Raw genomic sequence first — 19,659 nt, forward strand, 5'->3', positions numbered from 1 at the left:
CTTCCCGCGACGTCCCCGCCGGTCGTGTGATTGCCCGCCCGCGAAACCAGCTCGAACCCCATCCGGCGCCGGTCGGCCGCCGCGCCTGACCGGCCACGATCGTGCGCCGAGGCCGGGCGGTCCCGGTCGTCACGGTCGGATAAAGCCCGTTGTGCCTGGTTCCGGCGTGTGGTGTCGTGATCGGAACTGTCCTCAAGGGACGTTCGGCGTGGCGTGAGGAGGGGTGTGTCCTTCATCCTTTCCCGCCTCCTCGCCCGCTGGATCCTGCGTGCCGGGTGGGCGCTGCCGGTGGCCGTCGTCGTGTTCGTCTTCGCGACCAGCTGGCCGCTGATGGTGCTGGCCGAGCCGGCCGGCAGCGAGCTCGTGCGGCCGGGCAACTTCTGGTGGTACTTCGTCGTGACCGCCTCGACGGTCGGGTACGGCGACTTCTCGCCGGACACGGTGGCCGGGCACTTCGTCGGGGTGTACGTGATCGTCGGCGGGATCGCCACCCTCACCACGGTCTTCACCCGGCTCGCGACGCTGCTCGAGCAAGCGAAGGGACGTCGGATGCAGGGGATGGAACCGGTGCGGCTGAGCGGTCACGTGGTGCTGGTCGGCTACCTCGCCGGGCGCACCGAGCGGATCGTGGCGCAGCTGCTGGCCGACGGCGTCACCGGGCTGGCGCTCTGCGCGGGGGAGGACGTCACGGTGCACCCGATGCCGTCGCAGCCCGTGGAGTTCGTCCGCGGCGAGCTCACCGCGCCGGAGGTCCTTGCGCGGGCCGGGATCGAGCGGGCCGCCACGGTCCTCGTGGACGTCCGGGACGACAACGAGGCGCTCGCCGTCGCGGTCCTCGTGGACCACGCGACCACCGCGGCGCACGTGGTGGTCACCATGCGCGACATGGAACGGGCCGAGCTGATCGGCTACGTCGACCCGCGGATCACCTGCGTCCAGTGGCACACCCCGCGGATGATCACCGAGGAGGTGGTGTCGCCCGGGATCGCCGAGGTCTACACCGAGCTGATGACCAGCGGCGGCGCCGGCACGTACTCGGTCACCCTCCCCGAACGCCTCGGCGCGCTGTCGGCCGAGCACTGCCGCGTCGCGCTGGGCCAGGCCTTCGGCGCCACCGTGCTGGCCGTCCGCGGCGAGCGCGGCCTGACCGTGAACCCCGCCTGGGACGGCGACCTGCCACCCGGCGCGGTGCTCTACTACGTCAGCTCCCGCGCCCTCGGCCGCGACGAGATCGAACGGGCGCTGAGCGGCGCATCCAGGTGAGAGGTCGCCTCGGCGCAGTGGTGGCCGCTCCGGTCGCCGACTTGGCCGTTCCGGTCGCGGTGGCGGGCGGTCGGCGGGTGGTGCCGCCAGGCCCAGAACGGCCGACATAGTGGCGGGAATGGCCTACACGGCGACCGGAGTGGCCACCACGGCGATAGGAATGGCCAACACGGTGACCGGAGTGGCCACCACGGCGACCGGAGCGGCCACCACGGCGCGTGGAGCGGCGGCACCGTGCAGAAACCGGCGCTGAGCGGCGCCTAGACGAGCGTGGCCGGCAGGTACTCGTAACCGCGCAGGATGCGGGTGTCGCGGCGGCGGCTGCCCGGGCGCAGGGTCAGGTCCGGGAACCGGTCGAAGATCGTCCGCAGCCCGATCTCGCCTTCCATCCGGGCCAGGGCGGCGCCCAGGCAGTGGTGGCGGCCCGCGCCGAACGAGACGTGGTCGCGGGCGCCTGCCCGGGTGACGTCGAACGCCGCCGGGTCGGTGAAGACGCCCGGGTCGCGGTTCGCGCCGGCCAGCACCGTCGTCACCACCGCGCCGCGCGGCACGGGCACGCCGGCGACCTCGGTCGCGCGCACCGCCACCCGGCCGGTCAGCAGCACCGGCGGGTCGTGGCGCAGCACCTCCTCGACCGCGTTGCCCCACAGCTCCGGCCGCTCGCGCAGCACCGCGAGCTGGTCCGGGTGGGCCGTCAGCAGGGCGATGCCGCTGCCGAGCAGGTTGACCGTCGTCTCGAAGCCGGCCGCCAGCACCAGCCCCGCCGTCGACTTCAGCTCGGCCTCGGTGAGCCCGACGCCGTTGTCGCGGGCCGCTACGAGCCGGCTGAACAGGTCGTCGCCGGGGTGGCGGCGCAGGTGGTCCAGGTGCTCGCCCAGCCAGGTGTCGAACTCGGCCAGCGCGGTCTCGACGTCGCGGAACGTGCGCCAGCCCAGGCCGAGGTCGAGGCTCGGCGCCGCCGCCGCGCCCAGGGACAGGACCTTGCCCACGTCGGTGGCCGGGACGCCGAGGATCTCGCTGATCACCGTCACCGGGAGCAGCCCGCAGTAGGACTCCACGAGGTCGACCGGCCCGGCGGGGTCGATCCTGCCGAGCACCTCGCCGGCGATCGCCTGGACGCGCCCGCGCAGCTGCTCGACGGCGCGCGCGGTGAACACGCCGGTGACGAGCTTGCGGTAACGGGTGTGCTCGGGCGGGTTGACGGCCAGCAGCGACGGCGGCCGGACCGGGTGCAGGTACTCGCCGGCCGACCACTCCAGCAGCCGTCCCAGCGCGGAGCCGTCGGAGCCGAGCACGCCGGTGCGGAAGTCGTCGCTGGAGAGCACCTCCCGCACGGCCGTGTGGTGGGTCGTGATCCAGCCGAACCGGGTGCGGGCGACCGGCCCGGCGGCGCGGATCTCGTCGAACAGCCCGGTCAGGTCCCGGCCGGCGGCGGCTTCGTCCACCAGCCGGCCCTGCAGGTCGCCGCGCCGGGCCTGACGCAGCAGCACGGCGCGCGGCAGCGCGTGCCCCAGCCCCCACCTGATCACCGGTTTCGTTCGCCCCAAAGCGCCTTCGACGACCGTTTTGCCGAACCGGGTCACGTTTCTCCCACCTTCGCCGCAGGACTCGGGTCCAGCTCAGCGTAGATCGTCAGGTGCGCAGCAACCCGGTCAGATCCGTGAGGTCGCCCAGCTCGGCGAGGCCGTAGGTCGGCTCCGTGATCCGCGCGCTGACCTCGCCGGGAGGACGTGGGCCGAGTGCGGGCTGCCGCGACCGTGTACGACCCCGAGAACGCCGCGTGGTAACCCGACTTCGGCGCGCCCAGCTCGACGATCTCCGCCGGGCTGGCACCTCGGGAACGCCGCCGCCCCGCCGCGTCGATGCCCGCGCGCGTGAAAGTGGTTGCAGGGGTGCGGCTTGAAGAAGATCACCGGCAGTTCCACCGCTCACCCAGCCCGTCGACGATCGCGTCCACATCGGACAGTATCGCCGCGGCCGCCGCCGCGCCGGAGTTGCCCAGTTCCTCGTCGTAGCCCGCCATCCCGAGCCGCACGCCGCCGGCCGGTCGCTTTCAGCCTGCTCAGCTACTGAGCCGAACTCTGTTGTGTGGGTCACACTGCGGTGATAAGATGACTTGAAACGTTTCAAGTCGGAAAAGCACCGCCCGTCCAGCGAGTGGAGCACCCATGTCCGGTCGTCCCGCACGAGTTCTGCTCGCCCTTCTCTGCGCCTTGCTGGCGACGTTGTTCACGGACGCGGCCGCGCTCGCGGGCCACCGTGACGCGGGCGTCGAGGCCTACGACCTGCGCGTCGACAACGTTGTCAATCCGCTCGCGACGTCCGGGACGCCGTCGCTGAGCTGGAAGCTGCGCTCCGGCGGGTCCGGCGCCCGGCAGGCGGCGTACCGGATCCTCGTCGCCAGCGCTCCCGGGCTGCTCGCGGCGAACCGGGCCGACGTCTGGGACAGCGGGAAGGTCGCGAGCGGCGACTCGGTCGCCGTGCCCTACCGCGGCCCGGCCGCCGCCGGGAAGCGGAACTACTGGACCGTGCAGGTCTGGGACGCCCGCGGCGGCGCGCCGAGCACGGCCGCGTCCGCGTGGTGGGAGAGCGGGCCGTCGGACTGGGCGGGCGCGAGCTGGATCAGCCCGGACGCGGGCAGCGCGTACACGTGGCAGGACTTCGGCCTGGACCTGGACTTCACGATCAAGGCCGCGGCGGCGAGCGTCGTCTTCCGCGCCGCGGACACCGACGACTTCCTGATGTGGCAGGTGAACGCGGCCACGACACCGGGCAAGGTCCTGCTGCGGCCGCACGTGAAGAGCCACGGCGCCTTCTCGCTCCTCGGCGAGGTCGACCTGAGCCCCGTCATCACCCCGGCCACCGTGGGCCTGCCGCACCACCTGCGCCTCGACGCCCGTGGTGACACCGTCGTGACGTCGATCGACGGCACGCAGGTCGACTCCCGCACCGTCGGCGCGGTGACCACCGGAACGCTCGGGTTCCGGACGTCGGTCAGCCAGGGCACGGCCGAGGTCGCCCGCTACGACAACATCGCCGTGCACGCTCTTGACGGCACAGCACTGTTTTCCGACGACTTCTCGTCCACACCGGACCCGCGGTTCCCCGGCGTCACCGTCACCGACGGGCAGCTGGAACCGCAGGGTGACCCGGTCCTGCTGGCCCAGTCGCCGGACGCGCCGTTGCTGCGGCACGAGTTCGTCCTGGACAAGAACGTCGCGTCGGCGCGGGCGTACGTCTACGGCCTCGGCTTCTACGAGCTGCGGCTCAACGGCGAGAAGACCGGCGACCAGGTCCTCTCACCCGCGAGCACGCCGTACGACCAGCGCAACCTTTACGACTCCTTCGACGTCACGAGCCAGGTCCACATCGGACGCAACGCCGTGGGCCTGTGGCTGGGCAACGGGTACGGCCCGCGGTTCAGCCAGTACGGCTTCCGCTGGACCGGCCCGAAACAGGGGATTCTCGCGCTCGCCGTCACCTTCACCGACGGAACGACCCGGACCGTCACCACCGACGACACGTGGCGGTGGTCCGACGGCCCGGTGACGGCCAACGACCTCTACGCGGGGGAGAGCTACGACGCCCGACTGCAGCAGGACGGCTGGGACCGGCCGGGCTTCGACGACGCGTCCTGGCACCCCGTGCGCACGGTTCCGGCGCCCAGCGCCACCCTGACCGCCACCACCGCGCCGCCGGTCCGCGTGGTGCAGACCCTGCGCGCGGTGTCGGTGAAGCAGCCTCGCCCCGGCGTCTACGTCTACGACTTCGGGCAGAACTTCGCGGGCTGGGCACAACTTCGTGTCGCCGGGCCGGCCGGGACGACCGTGCGGATGCGCACGGCCGAGGAACTCGGTGCCGACGGGATGCTCGACACCAGCACCAACCGCAACGCCGCGTCCACCGACTCCTACACCCTCGGCTCCGCCGCGGGAACGCAGGTCTACGAGCCGCGGTTCACCTACCACGGCTTCCGCTACCTCGAGCTGACCGGCTTCCCGGGCACGCCGGACCTCGGCAGTGTCGCCGGCCGGGTGGCGCACGCCGACGTCGCCGCGACCGGGCACGTCGAGACGTCCGATCCGCTGCTGAACACGATCTGGGCGAACAACCGGCGGGCCGTGCTGAACAACTCGATGAGCCTGCCGACCGACAACCCGGTGCGTGACGAGCGGACGCCGCCGGGCATGGACGTGCAGGCCTACCACGACGCGTCCGTCCTCGACTTCGGCATGGACGGCTTCTACGGCAAGTACCTGCTCGACCTGCCGCCCGGCACGGCCCTGCCCAGCGACGCGGGCAACGCCCAGCTGCCGGACATGGGCGGGGGATCGGTCGACCTCGCCTGGTCGCTCTACGAGCAGTACGGCGACCTCACGCGGCTCGCCGCGGCCTACCCGAAGATGAAGGCGTTCGTGGACACCAACGCGGCCGCCTACCCGGGCCGCATCTGGCCGGACGACCGCGGGTTCGGCGACTGGTGCCCGCCCGACCGCGGCCCGAACGCCAACGGGGGACAGGGAAACCCGTCGGCGGGGGACTGCTTCAGCGAACGGTCCGTCGTCAACACGGCGCTGTCGTTCCGGCAGGCCGACGACGTCGCGAAAGCCGCGCGGGCACTGGGGAACACGGCCGACGCGGCCCACTTCGCCGGGCTGGCGACGTCGATCGCCGACGCGTTCAACGCGCACTTCCTCAACGCGGCCGGCACCACCTACGGCGACGGCCGCCAGACGACCAGCATCCTCCCGCTGGCCTTCGGCATCGTCCCGCCGGACAAGGTCGCCGCCGTCGGCGCGCAGCTCGCCGACACGATCCTGACGAAGAACGGCGGCCACCTCGACACCGGCATCTTCGGCACCCGCTACCTGCCCGAGGCCCTGGCCAAGGCCGGCCGGATCGACGTCGCGCTGACCGTGCTCGACCAGAAGACCTATCCCGGGTTCGGGTATGAAATCAGCCGTGGCGCGACAACCCCGTGGGAGCAGTGGACGTACCAGTCCGGGATGGAAACCCACGACCACGCCATGTTCGCGGGCGTCAACGCCGCGCTGTACACGCAGTTCGCCGGGATCACCCCGGCCGCGCCCGGCTACTCCGCGATCGCCTTCACCCCGCAGGTTCCCGCCGGGCTCGGCCACGTGTCGGCGTCGATCGACACGGTCCGCGGCCCGGTTTCGTCGGCGTGGACGCAGTCCGGGTGCCGCCTGGACCTGACGGTCACCGTGCCCGCCAACACGACGGGCACGGTGACCGTCCCGGGCACCGGCGTGACGGCGCCTCCAGGTGCGGCGCCGCTGCCCGGCACGAACCGGTTCTCCGTCGGCTCCGGCACCTGGACGTTCACCGCCCGCCACTGCGACTGACCGGGAGCCCTCCGTGAAGCGAATCCTCTTGGCCGCCTCGGTGATCGCCGGTCTCGTCACCCCGGTCGGTACGGCCGACGCGGCCGTCACCTACCCGAGCCTGGCGGCCGCCTTCGACAACGTCGGCGTCAGCACCGCCGACCAGCCGGCCGCGGCCGATCTCGACGGGAGCGGCCACAGCCTCATCGCCGAGGACCTGGCCGCGGCGGGCTGGGATCCCGGACGTACCGTCACCGTCGACGGCGCGCCGCTGCGGTTCCCCGCCTACGCGCCCGGCCTCGCGGACAACGTCGTCGCCGACGGCCAGCGGATCGAGGGCTCTTTTTCCGGTGCGGCACTGTCGTTCCTGGTGACGAGCACCGGCACGGCGTCCGCCGGGACCGGGACGATCGAGTACGCCGACGGGCACGTCCAGACCTTCCAGCTCGGCGCACCCGACTGGTACTTCGGGCCGGGCGACCGGATGACCGTGTCCTTCCCGCGCTGGAACACCCCGAGCGGGCCGAACCCGTTCTCCGCCAAGCTCTACACGGTTGCGGTCCCGCTCGACCCGGGTGTTCCGGCCACCGCCGTCACGCTGCCGGTGATCACCAACGGTGCGGCCCTGCACGTGTTCGCCCTCGGCACGCGACCGGCGGCGGGCCCCTGGACGGGGACGTGGGCCGCGGCGACGGACGACGGCCTCGCCGCCGGGCCGTGGACCGAGCGCACCCTGCGCATGGTCGAGCACACCAGCCGCGGCGGCGCGCAGGTGCGCGTCCGGCTCGACAACGCCTACGACCCCGGGCCGCTGGTCGTCGGCCACGCCACCGTCGCGGTGCGGCAGGCGGGCGCGACGCCGGTGAGCACCCCGGCCACCCTGACCTTCGGCGGGCAGCCGGAGGCCGCGCTGCCCGCGGGCGGCCAGGCCGTCAGCGACCCGCTGCCCTTCGCGGTGCCGGCCGACGCCGACCTGCTGGTGAGCCTGTACCTGAAGGGGAGTGTGACCAACGCGCCCGCGCACAGCATCGGGCTGCAGGACATGTACACCACCGCGGACGGCACCGGGGACCACACGGCCGACGTCGGCGGCTTCCCCTCGGCGGGCACCTTCGGATTCTGGACCATTCTCAGCGGAATCGACGTGGCCGACGCCGATACCGCCGGTTCTGTGGTCGCGTTCGGCGATTCGATCACCGACGGCTATTCGTCGACCCCGAACACCGACAGCCGCTGGCCGAACTTCCTCGCCCGGCGCCTGCTCGCCAGTGGACAGGCCGCGGTGCCCGGCGTGGTCGACGAGGGCATCGCGGGCAACCGGATCCTGCAGGACGCGTTCAGCGGTTTCCCCGACGGCCGTACCGCCGGCGTGAGCGGGCTGGCCCGGCTGGACCACGACCTGATCAGCCAGCCCGGCGCGCGCACCGCGATCGTGCTCGAGGGCATCAACGACATCAACGGCGATTCGAGCGCCGACGACGTCATCGCCGGCTTGAAGGAGATCGCCGCCGAACTGCACGCGGCCCACATCCGGGTGCTGGCGGGCACGCTCACGCCGATCAAGGGCTGCAGTTGCAGCAACGACGCGCACCTCGCCGCCCGAGACCAGGTGAACGCGTTCGTCCGCACGAGCACCGGCGTGTTCGACGGCTGGGTCGACTTCGACGCCGCCGTCCGCGACCCGGCGGACCCGGAGGCGATGCTCGCGGCGTACGACTCCGGCGACCACCTGCATCCCGGCGACGCGGGGTACCGCGCCATGGCGGCGGCCGTGCCCCTCGACGCGCTGTGAATGTCCGTTTCGCGAAAGTGATTGCGGAAGAACGCAGCGGGTCGGGGAAAGCGGTAACTCGAACGAGTGACGGCATACGTGCGTCCAGGTGACGTCATCGGAAAATGCTCATCGCCGGAACGAAAGTTGTTCATTTCGCGGCGGTAACGAACTGCGCCGTTGGCGTCGCACCTTTCGGCGCCCGGGTGACGGCGCTTCAACGGGTTCCCGTCGCGACATACGATTCTTCTTCGGTCGGGGGAAAATCCTTTTCCGGAAAAGAATCGAGGGCCCTTCATGCGAAGACGCATGCGTGTACGCCGCTGGGGAGCGGTGGGTCTGCCGTTCGTGCTCATGGCCGCCGCCTTCCCGCTGCCGGCGTCGGCCGATCCCGCGGCACCGGCCGCGGTCTCGGGGCTGGTGAAGTCCGTGCAGGGCACCGGTTCCCCGGCCGCCCACGGGGCCACCGCGAACTGGGTCGTCGGCTACGACGACCAGGCGAGCGCGACCGGCGCCGCGGCCATCACCGACGCCGTCGGCGCGGGCCAGTCCTACCAGTCCGGGTCGCTGCACGCGCCGCCCGGCTGGACGCCGTCGTGGTCGACCGACGGCAGCACCTTCGCCGGCACCGAACCCGCCTCCGGCGTCACCGCCGTCCGCGCGACCAACCCGCGCTCCGGGCCCGACGCGACCTCGCTGTCCGGCTCGCTCACCCCGCCCGTGCAGGCGGTCACGACGGCGACCGGCGGCGACGGCTTCACCCCGCTGCTGAACCGCACCCCCGACGGCACGCTGCAGGCGTGGAACGTCTACCACCACCTCGCCCCCGCCAACGTGAAGGTGGTGTGCACCGACGTCGGCACCGGCCAGCGCTGCCCGGGCGGCCCGTGGCCGAAGCCGCTCAACACCACGCCCGGCCCGCTCGGCACCGGCAACACCGGCGACATCGCCAGCACCCTGACCCCGCAGTACGTCCGCGACCCGGCCGCACCCGCGCAGGTCTACTACCCGGCTCTCACGGCCTCGTCGGCCGGGGTCGGCTGCCTCGACCTGGCCGCCGCGGCGAACTGTGGGTACTGGCCGCTGGCCGCGACCGGCGGTTCCCCGTCCGCGGTCAACAGCATCGCGGGCCTCGTGGAAAGCGGCGGCAACCTGTACGGCGTCGTGAGCACCGGCGCGGTGGTCTGCTGGACGATCGCCACGAAGAGCGCGTGCGGCGGCCAGCCCTACGCGCCGATCGTGCCGCCCAGCAACAACCAGCCGGGGAACACCCTCGCCCACATCTACGGCGCGATGACCGTCGTGGCGGGCAAGGTGTTCGCGTCGTCCTCCGTCCCCGGCGTCGGCCAGCCCGCTCTCGGCTGCTTCGACCCCTCGACGGCGTCGGCCTGCGCCGGCTGGACGGCACCGAAGCCGACCGGCCCGGCCGGCAACTACACCTACAGCGCCTACACCTACTTCAGCACGGCGGGTGCCCCGGTGGGCGCGTGCTCGACGACGAGCGGCGCCACGGAGACCACCACCTGCTTCGCGCTCGACGGTTCGGCCCTTCCGGCCCCGCCGGTCGTGGCCGCGCTGACGGCCGGGGTGTGGGTCTTCAACCCGGAGGTCGTCACCGACCCGGCCGGCCACCTGCGCAGCTACTTCGCACTCTGGAACGGGGGGTACGCCGGGGCGGCGCTGTGCCACGACTGGACGACCGGAGCCGCGTGCGCGGGCCTGCCCGGCCCGATCACGCACCCGGGTGCCGCCGGCGGCAACACGCGGGACTACGGCTACACCTACGACCCGCCGACCGGCTGCCTCATCGGCCTCGGCGACGCCGGGGTGCTGTTCTCGATGGACCCGGCGACCGGCGCCACGCCGTGTGTCCGCTCCGGCGGGCAGGTGACGCTGAAACCCGGTGACTTCTACTGCGACGGCGGCACCGGGCACGTCCAGGGTTACACGGCCGCGCGGCTGACCGGCATCACGCCGGCCAACGTGAACTTCGCCGCGTCCCGGGTGACGGTCGTCGACCAGGACGGCGCCGTCGTCCCGACCCCCGGGTTCGCGCCGGACGGCTCGGTCGACCTGAGCGGCATCTCGGCCGCCGCACACCCGTCGATCACCGTGACGACGTCGCTGGTGCTCACCGGCACGGGCGACTTCGGCGGCGGCAACCAGCCGCAGCTGGTCGTCGACTACGCCGGTGACGCCCCGCAGCTGTGCTTCCGCACGACGATCGCGGCGGACTGCACGGTGACGTCGGTGGCGAACACGGCCACCGGCACCGACACGACGGGCGCGTTCACCTCCAACACGGTGACGCTCCCGGTCGCGCCGGGCGCGGGCTGCACGCCGACGGTGGTGGTGCAGAAGGAGATCTGCACGTCCGCGACCGTGGCGAAGTGCGGTCCCGGCGGCGTGGGACCGTGGGCGAAGCAGGCGCCGGTCGGGTTGCTGGGCCTGCTGAACGCGACCGCGTACTGGCGGATCACGGTGACGAACCAGGGTCCGGTCGGCATCACCGCCGGCCAGGTCGTGGACAGCGTGGAGCCGTCGTGCCAGACGGGCCCGTTCACGCTGGCGGCGGGAACGTCGAAGCAGGTGTACTGCTCGACGTACGCCCTGCTGAGCCTGTTCCCGATCACCAACCGCGCGAAGGTGGGCTACCTGCCGGTGAACGTCCCGCCGACGACCCCGCCGACGTACACGGACTGGTCCTCGGCCAAGGCGTGCTCGCTGCTGTGCGTCCTGTAGCAGGCTGACCGTCCCGCCCGTGGTGGCTCGGCCACCACGGGCGGGACGGGTCAGAGGACGATGTCGGCCAGGGTCCGGAGCTCCGTGGCCTCGGCCGTCGACTCCAGGCCGGCCAGCGGGTCGGCCGCGGTGAGGTCGCCGAAGGAGAGACCGGTCAGCTTTTCGATGCGGCGCACCGGAACTTGGTACGTGCGGTAGGCGCCGTAGTCGAACTCGGCGGGCGCGACTTCGAGGCCGTGGATCAGCTCCTCCTGGCTCAGCAGGTACGCCGTCGCGGACAGCCGGCCGGCGGCGTGCACGGTCGCCACGACCTTCCAGAACTGGCGGGGGAGCCGGACCCCGCGGTAGCGGTCGTCGTCCTCGGCCAGCACCGGGCCGGTGACGACGGTGACCTTGATGTTCTCCTTGTCCGCGTTCTCCAGCACGTAGTCCTCGAGCCCGGCCCACGTGGTCCGGTTCTGGTTGAAGTCCTTGTGCTGCGGGGAACAGTTCGTGAAGTGGAAGGTGTCGTCGTTGCCGAGCTGGGCGATCGCCGCCGTCGCACCCCACGCCGGGTCGAGGCGGCGGACCAGGTGGCCGCGGTCGAGCGGGTTGTCCCGGTAGATCTCCTCGCCGATCTGTTCGCTCACCTCGACCCGTGGGTCGAGGGACCAGCGGTCCGCCTCGCGGCGCAACGGTTGGCTGGTGCCGCCGTCGATGTTGACCGCGGTGAAGAAGGCCAGGCCGCGGTTCTTGTTCAGCACGACGCTGAAGTGGTGGTAGGGCAGCACATAGCGTGGCTCGCCGGTCGCCTGCCGGTTGGTCGCGGCCAGCGGGACGAGCGCGTCGCTCAGCGTGGGCAGCGGAACCCGGTGCCCGGGCAGGAAGTCCGGGTCGTAGCCCTCGCGGTTCGAGTAGTCCGGGTCGATCCGGATGCTCTCCGGCGCCCCTGCGGCCGGGACCGCCTCGGCGCGCAGCCGGATGTCGAACGGCATCGTGAGCGACTGCGGCGTCGCCGCCGGGACGTCCACTGGGGGCCGAGGACAGCGTTCGGGGCGCGTGGAGAGCCGGTCGACGAGCACCTGCCGATCGGGGGAGAACCGCTGTCCCCGCAGGAACTCCAGCAGCTTGCTCACCCGGATTCCCTCGTTCAGGAAGTCGCCGAACTCCGCGTGCCCGTCCGCCGGGACGCTGGCGTGGTGCAGCGCCACGATCTCCCACTGGTCGTTGAACACCGGCGAGCCCGACGAGCCGGGTTCGGTGTCGGTTTCGTAGTGCAGGAAGAGGTCGAGGACGTCCACGACCCGGTTCTCCCGCAGGGCGATCTTCTTCTTTTCGCCCTGCGGGTGCTGGATGATGGTGACGAAGTCGCCGACGATCGCCTTGCCCTCGGCGCCGATGAGGCGGTTGTAACCGAACGGGCCCAGGTCGGCCGCGTCGGCCTTGACCGCGACGAGCGCGAAGTCCAGTCCGGGGTCGGCGACGAAGAACCGGTCCGGGTCCAGCCTGAAGGCCCGCACCGGGACCGGCAGGCCGTCGACGCCGTCCTGGTAGTTGAACTCGATGGCGCTGAACCCGGCGACTTCGGCGTTCGGCAGCACGTGGTGGTTGGTGAGCAGCAGTTCGGGCGACACCAGTGACCCGGTGCCGTAACCGGCGAGCCGGCCGCGGGCGTCCCGGATACTCACCCGGCCGACCGCGCTCGCGGCCGTGACCCCGCCTTCGAGGTACCCCACCCCCAGCAGGTCGTCGGTGGCGATGATCCGTTCCAGGATCGCGCTCGCGGCCCGCATGGCCGCGGGATCACCCGCCGCGATCGCCGCCGGGCTGACCGGCCGGACGTCGGGGTAGTAGCGGCCGAGCCGGTCGATCCGCGTGGCCACGCGGCCCGGCTCGTCGGCCCTGGCCAGGCCGCCGGGCTCGCGCAGCAACGCGATCTTGGCGCGCCGGGTGTCGATGCGGTCGTCGGCCCGCTGGGCCGCGGCGTCCTGCTGGTCCGATGGTCCGTAGGTCGTGCTGTCCACGATGCCCTCCCCGGAGGCGCTCCGGACGATTCGGGCGATCGGCCGGAAACAGTGCGTGAGTCGCAGCCTCCGGGGGGCGTGTTACAGGGCGTTGTGCGTGTCGTCGGGAATCCTTTCCGAGCCGTTATCGTGAATTGCTCACGCACTGCCTGCCGGTGCTCAGGAATGGGTCGCCATCTGGGAGAAGAACCCGGCGATCTCCACCGGTGCGGTCGGGGTGAAACACGACGCCAGCCCCTGGGCGGACTCGAGTGACGCGTTTTCGGCGCGCGGGAACATCGCGGTTTCGTACTGTGCCAGCGCGGTCTCGAGGTCGGCCGGGTGCTGCAGGATCGCGCGAGCCAGGTCGGCCCCGTCGATGAGCGCGAGGTTCGCGCCCTCCCCGGCGTACGGCGACATCACGTGCGCGGCGTCGCCGACGAGCGTGACGCCCGGGACCCGCTCCCAGCGGTGCCCGGCCGGCAGGCCGAAGATCCGGCGCGGGGTGATCGTGTCGGAACTGGAGCGGATGAGGTCGTGGAACACCGGGGCCCAGTCGGCGAACTCCCGGAACAGGGCCTCGCGGGCCGCGCCGGGGTCGGCCCAGTCGACGCCGGTGGAGTCCAGCCAGTCCTCCGGGACGCGGAGGGAGGCGCCGAGTTCGAGGTCGTCGCCACCGTGGCCCAGGAAGCCCTTGTTGTCGGAGAGGGCGAAGATCATGCCGGGGCCGACGAGCGCGGCCAGCTCGGGGTGCTTCGCCGGGGCGTCCGGGACGAGGATCTCGAGGTGGGTGACCCCGCAGTACTCCGGGGTCGCGGGCGAGAGCAGCGGGCGCACCTTCGACCAGGTGCCGTCCGCGCCGACCAGGAGATCGGTTTCGGTCGTGCTGCCGTCGCGGAAGGTGAGCTCGTGCCGGCCCCCGCCGAGCGCGCGGACCGCGGTGACCTTGTGGTCCCACACGATCCGGCCGGGGTCGAGCGAGTCGAGCAGCAGGGTGCGCAGCACCCTCCGGTCGATCTCCGGGCGGCCGCCTTCGCCGCCCTCGGGCCCGCTGTCGACGTGAACGTGCGCGTTCTTGTCGAGGACGCGCACGTGCTCGCCCTGCGGGTGGGTGTGGCGGCGGAACTCGTCGTAGAGGCCGGCCTCGCGCAGGGCGACCTGACCGGAGTCCTCGTGGATGTCGAGGGAGCCGCCCTGGCGGCGCACGCCGGCCGAGGCGTCCAGTTCGTGGACGGTGGCGGAAACCCCGTGGTTCTGGAGGATGCGGGCGAGGACGAGGCCGGACAGGCCCGCCCCGACGATCGTGACGGAAGGTGAAGGCATGGGAGGTCCTTAGGTGTCGGCCGGCGGTGGGCCGGCGGTGAGGATGCCGTCGAGCAGGACGTCGAGGGCCCAGTTGCCGCGGGAGGCGCCGGTGCCGGAGACGAGCGCGGTGGCGAGCGGGGCGATGTGCGGATACCGCTGCGCGTCCACCGTGGTGATCTGCGTGGCCAGGGCGGACAGCGCCGCGGTCTTCTTCTCGGTGGCTTTCGGGCCGCTGTGCTCGACGGCGACCGCGGTGGGGTAGAGCAGGAGCAGGTCGACGCCCCAGGCCGCGGCCCGGTCGCTCGCCCCGCCTTCGCGCAGCAGGGCCAGCACGGTGTCGACCAGCGCCAGGTAGTGCGGGCCGCTGGGCTGGGTGGACATCGCCATCCGGGCGATCCCCGGATAGCGGAACAGCAGCTGCCCGTAGCTGTTCAGCAGGGCCTTCACCCGCTCACGCCAGGTGCCGGGACCCGTTGTCGTCGGGTTGATCTCGCCCAAGAGCACGTCGAGGATCTGCGCGTGCAGGTCCTCGGTGTTGCGGACGTAGACGTAGAGCGACGCGTGCCCCGAGTCGAGCGCGGCGGCGACCCGCCGCATCGTCACCTTCTCCAGGCCCTCGTCCCGCAGGATGCCGAGGGCGGTGTCGATGATCCCCTGCCGGGTGAGCGCGGCTTTCGCCGGCCGCTCACGGCGGCTGCGGGGTTCGGGGGATTCGTCGACCGGGGGCATGCGGCCACCGTACCACGACCATGGTCGTGACGACCATGGTCGGTTTCCGGGTTACGGGTGTCTTACCGAACCGGTTTCCGGTCGACGGCGGGCACCGTGGCGGCGCAGCATTCGCCCATCCGACCGGGAAAGGGCCTCATGAGACGACGCTCGAGCGCACTCATCGCGACGGCGGTCTTCGCCGGGACCGTGGCGTGCGGCACGACACCTCCGGCGGCGCCGCCGCCGTCGCTGCCGCCCGCGGCCGAACCCGCCGTGGCACCGCCGACGGGCCAGGCCCCGGCCGGGCAGGTGCTGCGGGTCGGTGCCGCGCCGGAGGGCATCGTCGCCGACGCGGTCACCGGGCTGGTCGCGGTGGGCCTGCGCGACCCGGACCGGCTCGGGCTGCTCGAAGGGGCGACCGGCAAGCTGGTGAAGACGGTCCCGCTGCCCGGCCACCTGCGCCACCTCCAGCTCGCCGCGCCCGGCGGCCCGGTGCTGATCCCCGACGAGAACTCCGACCGGCTGCTCGTCGTGGACCTGCCCGCCGGGACGGTCCGGTCCACCGTCCAAACCGGAATGTCGCCGCACGACGCCACCCGCGCCGCGAACGGGCGGCTGTTCGCCGCCAACGAAAACGGGCGCAGCGTCGCGGTCGTGGAGAACGGCCGGGTGATCCACACCTTCACCGACGTCACCCAGCCCGCCGGGCTGGCCGCCGTCGGCAACCTGGTCGGGCTCGTCGACGTCCGGCAGAACGACCTGAGCGTCTACGACGCCGCCACGCTCACCCGCGTCGCCCGGCTGCCCGCCGGTGCCGGCCCCACCCACGTCGTGGCCGACCGGCGCGGGCACTTCGTGGTGATCGACACCCGCGGCAACGCCGTCCTGACGTTCGATCCGGCGGCCTCGGCGCACGCGCTGGCGCGGTTGCCGCTGCCCGGCACGCCCTACGGGGTCGCCTACGACACCGTCCGCGACCGGCTGTGGGTCACCCTGACCGCGCGCAACGAACTGGTCGGCATCGACCTGTCCGGCGCCGCGCCGCGGGTGACCACGACCCTGCCCACCGTCCGCCAGCCGGACACCGTCGCCGTCGACACGGCGTCGGGCGGCCTCTTCGTCACCGGTACCGCGGACGGTGTGGTCGAGCGCCTCGCTTCGCCGTGATCACGCCCATGGCCGGTGCAGGTAGGGCAGCGAAGTCAGCGTCTTGGCGGCGATGAGGGCGTCGGCGGCGTGGTGGGTGGCCAGCCCGAGCACCTCGTGGTCGCGGGCGGTCGCGGGGTTGGGGATGGCGAGCACGGTCATCCCGGCCGCGTGCGCCGAGCGGATCCCGGAACCGGAGTCCTCGACCGCGAGGCACCGGTCCGGGGCCACGCCCAGGCGGCGTGCGGCGAGCAGGTACGGGTCCGGCGCGGGCTTGCCGCGGGTGACGTCGTCACCGGTCACGATCGCGGCGAACCGCAGGCCGGACGCCGCCACCGCGGCCAGGACGTAGCGGGCGGGGGAGGCCGACACGAGCGCGACCGGCCCCGCCCCGGCCGCCGTGGCGACCAGGTCCGCGGCCCCGGGCAGCAGCCCGAACCCGCCCCGGGCCAGCGCGTCGACCATCCCCTCGACGCACTCGGCCACGGCCGCCGCCGGGGTGAGGCCCGGGCAGCGCCGCGCGAGGTAGGCCGCCCAGTGGCCGGTGCTGGTGCCCTGGATCGCGGCCCAGTCGGCCGCGGTCCACCCCTGGCCGTGGCGGGCCGCGACGGCGCCGATCACCCGGGTCCACGTCGCCGCGCTGTCGGCCAGGGTCTCGTCCAGGTCGAACACGGTGGCCGCGAGCATCAGCGGGCCGCGGCGGTCTGCGGCAAGGCCTGCGGCACGTACGCGGCGATCTGCTCGATCGACACGACCTTCAGCCAGTGCAGGTCGGCGAGGGCGCGCAGCTGGGGCAGCCGGGCGACGCTGCCGTCGTCGTTGCACACCTCGCTGATCACGGCGACGGGCGCGAGACCGCACAGGCGCATCAGCTCGACGGCCGCTTCGGTGTGGCCGCGCCGCTGCGCGAGCCCGCCGGCCCGGGCGCGCAGCGGGAAGACGTGGCCCGGCCGGCACAGCAGGCCGGGTGTGGTGGCGGGGTCCGCGAGCAGCCGGAGCGTGCGGGCGCGGTCGGCGGCGGAGATGCCGGACTCGATGCCGGCCGCGGCGTCCACCGACACCGTGTAGGCCGTTTCCGCGGGATCCTCGTTGGCCTGGACCATCGGCGGGAGGCGCAGCCGGTCGGTGACCTCGGGAGCCATCGGCGCGCAGATCAGGCCGCTGGTGTGGCGCATGAAGAAGGCGAGCGCCCGCGGCGTGGCGTGCTCGGCGGCCATGATCAGGTCGCCTTCGTTCTCCCGGTCCTCGTCGTCGACGACGATCACCGGCCGGCCCGCCTCGATGTCCAGCAGCGCCGCGCGCACGGTGTCGAGACAGGACGACCTGTCGCGGCGGACCTGTTCGGGAACAGCGAGATCCATGACTGTCCTTCCGGAGCGGCGGTAGACGGCCGATTCATGATCGACACGCGGGTGCCGCACCGCACCTCGAACCCGCCTCGGTAACCCGAAGCAGTGAAAGGACCGTCGCCTGTGGACGGTGGTTCAGGCCCGCTGGTGGCGGAACTCGCTCGGGTTGGTGCCGCGAACCCGTTTGAACGCCGCGCTGAACCCGAACGGGTCCGCGTAGCCGACCTCGCGGGCGATGTCGGCGACCGTCGCCGCCTCCCGCTCGAGGAGCAGGTCCGCCGCGAGGGTCATGCGCCGGCGGGTGAGGTAGGTCAGCGGTGGTTCGCCGACCAGGTCGGCGAAGCGCCTGGCCAGCGTCGACCGGGACACGCCGGTGCGGTCGGCCAGCGCCGCGACCGTCCACGGGGCCGCCGGCTCGGCGTGCAGCAGGCGCAGGGCGTGGCCGATCACCGGGTCGCGCCGGGCCGCCCACCACGCCGGGGGTTCGCCGCCGGGCCGGTCGAACCACTCGCGCAGCGTGCAGACCAGCATCCAGTCCAGCAGCCGGTCGAGCACCACCTGCTGGCCCGGCGTGTCGGTGGCGACCTCGGCGGCGAGGTGGTCCAGCACGGCGTCACCCGTGCCACCGGCGTCCACGCGCAGCACGACCGGCAGCGCGTCCAGCAGCTGCCGGCTGATCTCCCCGCGCACCGGGTAGGCACCGGTGATCAGGGTCGCCGTCCCGCCGCCGTCGGTCCAGCCGCGCCGGTGCCGCGTGCCGCCCTCCTCGGGTGCCGCGCAGTGCTCGCCGCAGTCGACCGGTTCGGCCCGGGTGCCGATCTCGTCGACGAAGGTGAAGGTCCCGGGGCCGCGCACGACGATCGTGTCGCGCTCGCGCAGCGGCTCGGGCCGGCCGTGCTCCGGCACGATCCAGCCCGCGCCGCCGAGGACGGTGCACAGGGTCAGCGGCGCGCCGTCCACGAAACGCAGGGCCCAGGGTGGTGTCAGAGCCGAACTGCCGAACAACGAGCCGTGCGCACGCACGCCGCGGAACAGGTCACCGAACACGTCCACCCGGCCAGTTTAGACGAATGGACATGCGATCCGGGTGATCACCTATGGACTCGTCCGAGCCCGGCCCGTTGAATCAGCTGTCATGAGCACTGACACCAGTTCCTTGACGGCGGATGACCTCGAGTTCCTCCGGCGCCCGCTGCACGGGTTCCTGTCCGTGGCCGGAGCCCCACCGCGGCCGGTGTGGTTCGAGGCCACTGCCGAAGGCACGATCCAGCTGTTCACACCCCCCGCATCACTCAAGGTGCGGCGCCTGCGCCGGGATCCGCGGGCGTCGATCGTCGTCGCCGCCCCGGTGGGGGAGCGGGAGCGCTGGGTGTCGGTCGCCGGCCGCATGACGGTGGCACCCGGCGGGGCGCACGACCTGAGCCGCCGCCTCGCCGCTCGTTATTGGGACCTCGCCGACGCGGACCGGGCCGCCGACCTCGCCGGGATCCTGGCGGAGGACCAGGTGCGCCTCGTCCTCCACCCGGAGACGGTGCACCGCTACGTGTTCTGACCGCGGCACCCGATTCCCTTCTCTGATATCCTGAGGGTGGCCGAAACGATCGGTCCTCGAATTCTCCGCCCGACGTTTTTCCTGCCTGGCGAGATCAGTTACCTACGCGAACATCGCCGATTCCCGGCGCTCGTGAACGGTTCCGCCCTTGCTCCGTCACTTGTCCGTTGCGACACACGAAGCCGCTGCTCCACGCGAGCGTGCGCGTGGACCGAGGTGAAGGGGAACGTCCATGAACGACGCTGTTCTGGCCCAGACCGCCACCATCAACCCCGGCCTCGCCGCCATCGGCTACGGGCTCGGTGCGATCGGCCCGGGAATCGGGGTGGGGCTGATCTTCGCGGCCGTCATCAATGGTACCGCCCGGCAGCCGGAAGCGCGGGGCAAACTGCAGACGATCGGTTACTCGACCTTCGTGCTGACCGAGGTGCTCGCGCTGATCGGCATCGTCGTTTATTTCATCACGTCCACCAAGTGAACCCGTCGGCGCGGG

Annotated in this window: 15 protein-coding genes; 7 read left to right on the forward strand and 8 right to left on the reverse strand. The window is 72.6% G+C overall.

Features of this window, described 5'->3' with window-relative positions:
- Positions 1-225: 225 nt before the first annotated feature.
- Positions 226-1,263 carry an ion channel gene (locus ACGFMK_RS26990; RefSeq protein WP_392768635.1) on the forward strand — a complete coding sequence of 346 codons (1,038 nt, stop codon included), beginning with the start codon at positions 226-228 and terminating at the stop codon, positions 1,261-1,263.
- Between the two features lie 260 nt (positions 1,264-1,523).
- On the opposite strand, the gene ACGFMK_RS26995 is transcribed toward ACGFMK_RS26990, so the two are convergent.
- Both ACGFMK_RS26995 and ACGFMK_RS27000 read right to left on the reverse strand, forming a co-directional pair.
- Complete coding sequence (locus ACGFMK_RS26995) at positions 1,524-2,846, reverse strand: cytochrome P450 (RefSeq protein ID WP_392768638.1); 1,323 nt, start codon at positions 2,844-2,846, stop codon at positions 1,524-1,526.
- A gap of 326 nt (positions 2,847-3,172) precedes the next feature.
- Entirely contained in the window at positions 3,173-3,298 is a 126-nt protein-coding gene (locus ACGFMK_RS27000; protein ID WP_392768641.1) for a hypothetical protein, read from the reverse strand.
- Between the two features lie 133 nt (positions 3,299-3,431).
- Here ACGFMK_RS27000 and ACGFMK_RS27005 point away from each other — a divergent pair, with 133 nt between their 5' ends.
- The 3 genes from ACGFMK_RS27005 (at position 3,432) to ACGFMK_RS27015 (ending at position 11,121) form a co-directional block, all read left to right on the forward strand.
- Positions 3,432-6,629 carry a family 78 glycoside hydrolase catalytic domain gene (locus ACGFMK_RS27005; protein WP_392768644.1) on the forward strand — a complete coding sequence of 1,066 codons (3,198 nt, stop codon included), beginning with the start codon at positions 3,432-3,434 and terminating at the stop codon, positions 6,627-6,629.
- A gap of 13 nt (positions 6,630-6,642) precedes the next feature.
- The gene (locus tag ACGFMK_RS27010) at positions 6,643-8,400 is read left to right on the forward strand and encodes an SGNH/GDSL hydrolase family protein (RefSeq protein ID WP_392768646.1); all 1,758 of its coding nucleotides are present in this window, start codon (positions 6,643-6,645) and stop codon (positions 8,398-8,400) included.
- Positions 8,401-8,712: 312 nt separating this feature from the next.
- Entirely contained in the window at positions 8,713-11,121 is a 2,409-nt protein-coding gene (locus ACGFMK_RS27015) for a hypothetical protein (RefSeq protein ID WP_392768648.1), read from the forward strand.
- Between the two features lie 50 nt (positions 11,122-11,171).
- On the opposite strand, the gene ACGFMK_RS27020 is transcribed toward ACGFMK_RS27015, so the two are convergent.
- The 3 genes from ACGFMK_RS27020 to ACGFMK_RS27030 all read right to left on the reverse strand — a co-directional run bounded on the left by ACGFMK_RS27020 (position 11,172) and on the right by ACGFMK_RS27030 (position 15,137).
- On the reverse strand, positions 11,172-13,124 hold the full coding sequence (locus ACGFMK_RS27020; RefSeq protein ID WP_392768651.1) for a DNA/RNA non-specific endonuclease: 1,953 nt from the start codon (positions 13,122-13,124) through the stop codon (positions 11,172-11,174).
- A 159-nt stretch (positions 13,125-13,283) separates the two neighbouring features.
- Positions 13,284-14,426: an FAD-dependent oxidoreductase gene (locus ACGFMK_RS27025; protein WP_392768654.1), complete on the reverse strand. Its 1,143-nt coding sequence runs from the start codon at positions 14,424-14,426 to the stop codon at positions 13,284-13,286.
- Positions 14,427-14,435: 9 nt separating this feature from the next.
- Positions 14,436-15,137, reverse strand: coding sequence for a TetR/AcrR family transcriptional regulator (locus ACGFMK_RS27030; protein ID WP_392768657.1), 702 nt, complete (start codon positions 15,135-15,137; stop codon positions 14,436-14,438).
- Positions 15,138-15,275: 138 nt separating this feature from the next.
- On the opposite strand from ACGFMK_RS27030, the gene ACGFMK_RS27035 reads away from it, so the two are divergent.
- Positions 15,276-16,286 carry a YncE family protein gene (locus ACGFMK_RS27035; RefSeq protein ID WP_392768660.1) on the forward strand — a complete coding sequence of 337 codons (1,011 nt, stop codon included), beginning with the start codon at positions 15,276-15,278 and terminating at the stop codon, positions 16,284-16,286.
- Here the strand turns inward: ACGFMK_RS27035 and ACGFMK_RS27040 are convergent, their stop codons facing one another.
- The 3 genes from ACGFMK_RS27040 to ACGFMK_RS27050 form a co-directional block, all read right to left on the reverse strand.
- Complete coding sequence (locus ACGFMK_RS27040; protein ID WP_392768663.1) at positions 16,287-16,952, reverse strand: HAD family hydrolase; 666 nt, start codon at positions 16,950-16,952, stop codon at positions 16,287-16,289. It lies immediately after the preceding gene.
- Entirely contained in the window at positions 16,952-17,626 is a 675-nt protein-coding gene (gene ribB, locus ACGFMK_RS27045; protein WP_392768666.1) for a 3,4-dihydroxy-2-butanone-4-phosphate synthase, read from the reverse strand. The genes ACGFMK_RS27040 and ribB overlap by 1 nt, the downstream gene beginning before the upstream one ends.
- Positions 17,627-17,749: 123 nt before the next feature.
- Positions 17,750-18,667, reverse strand: coding sequence for an AraC family transcriptional regulator (locus ACGFMK_RS27050; protein ID WP_392768668.1), 918 nt, complete (start codon positions 18,665-18,667; stop codon positions 17,750-17,752).
- A gap of 82 nt (positions 18,668-18,749) precedes the next feature.
- On the opposite strand from ACGFMK_RS27050, the gene ACGFMK_RS27055 reads away from it, so the two are divergent.
- Both ACGFMK_RS27055 and ACGFMK_RS27060 read left to right on the forward strand, forming a co-directional pair.
- On the forward strand, positions 18,750-19,166 hold the full coding sequence (locus ACGFMK_RS27055; RefSeq protein WP_392768671.1) for a pyridoxamine 5'-phosphate oxidase family protein: 417 nt from the start codon (positions 18,750-18,752) through the stop codon (positions 19,164-19,166).
- A gap of 232 nt (positions 19,167-19,398) precedes the next feature.
- Positions 19,399-19,644: an ATP F0F1 synthase subunit C gene (locus ACGFMK_RS27060; protein ID WP_392768674.1), complete on the forward strand. Its 246-nt coding sequence runs from the start codon at positions 19,399-19,401 to the stop codon at positions 19,642-19,644.
- Positions 19,645-19,659: the final 15 nt, after the last annotated feature.

It is taken from the genome of Amycolatopsis sp. NPDC049252 (assembly GCF_043197175.1).
Classification (GTDB): Bacteria; Actinomycetota; Actinomycetes; order Mycobacteriales; family Pseudonocardiaceae; genus Amycolatopsis.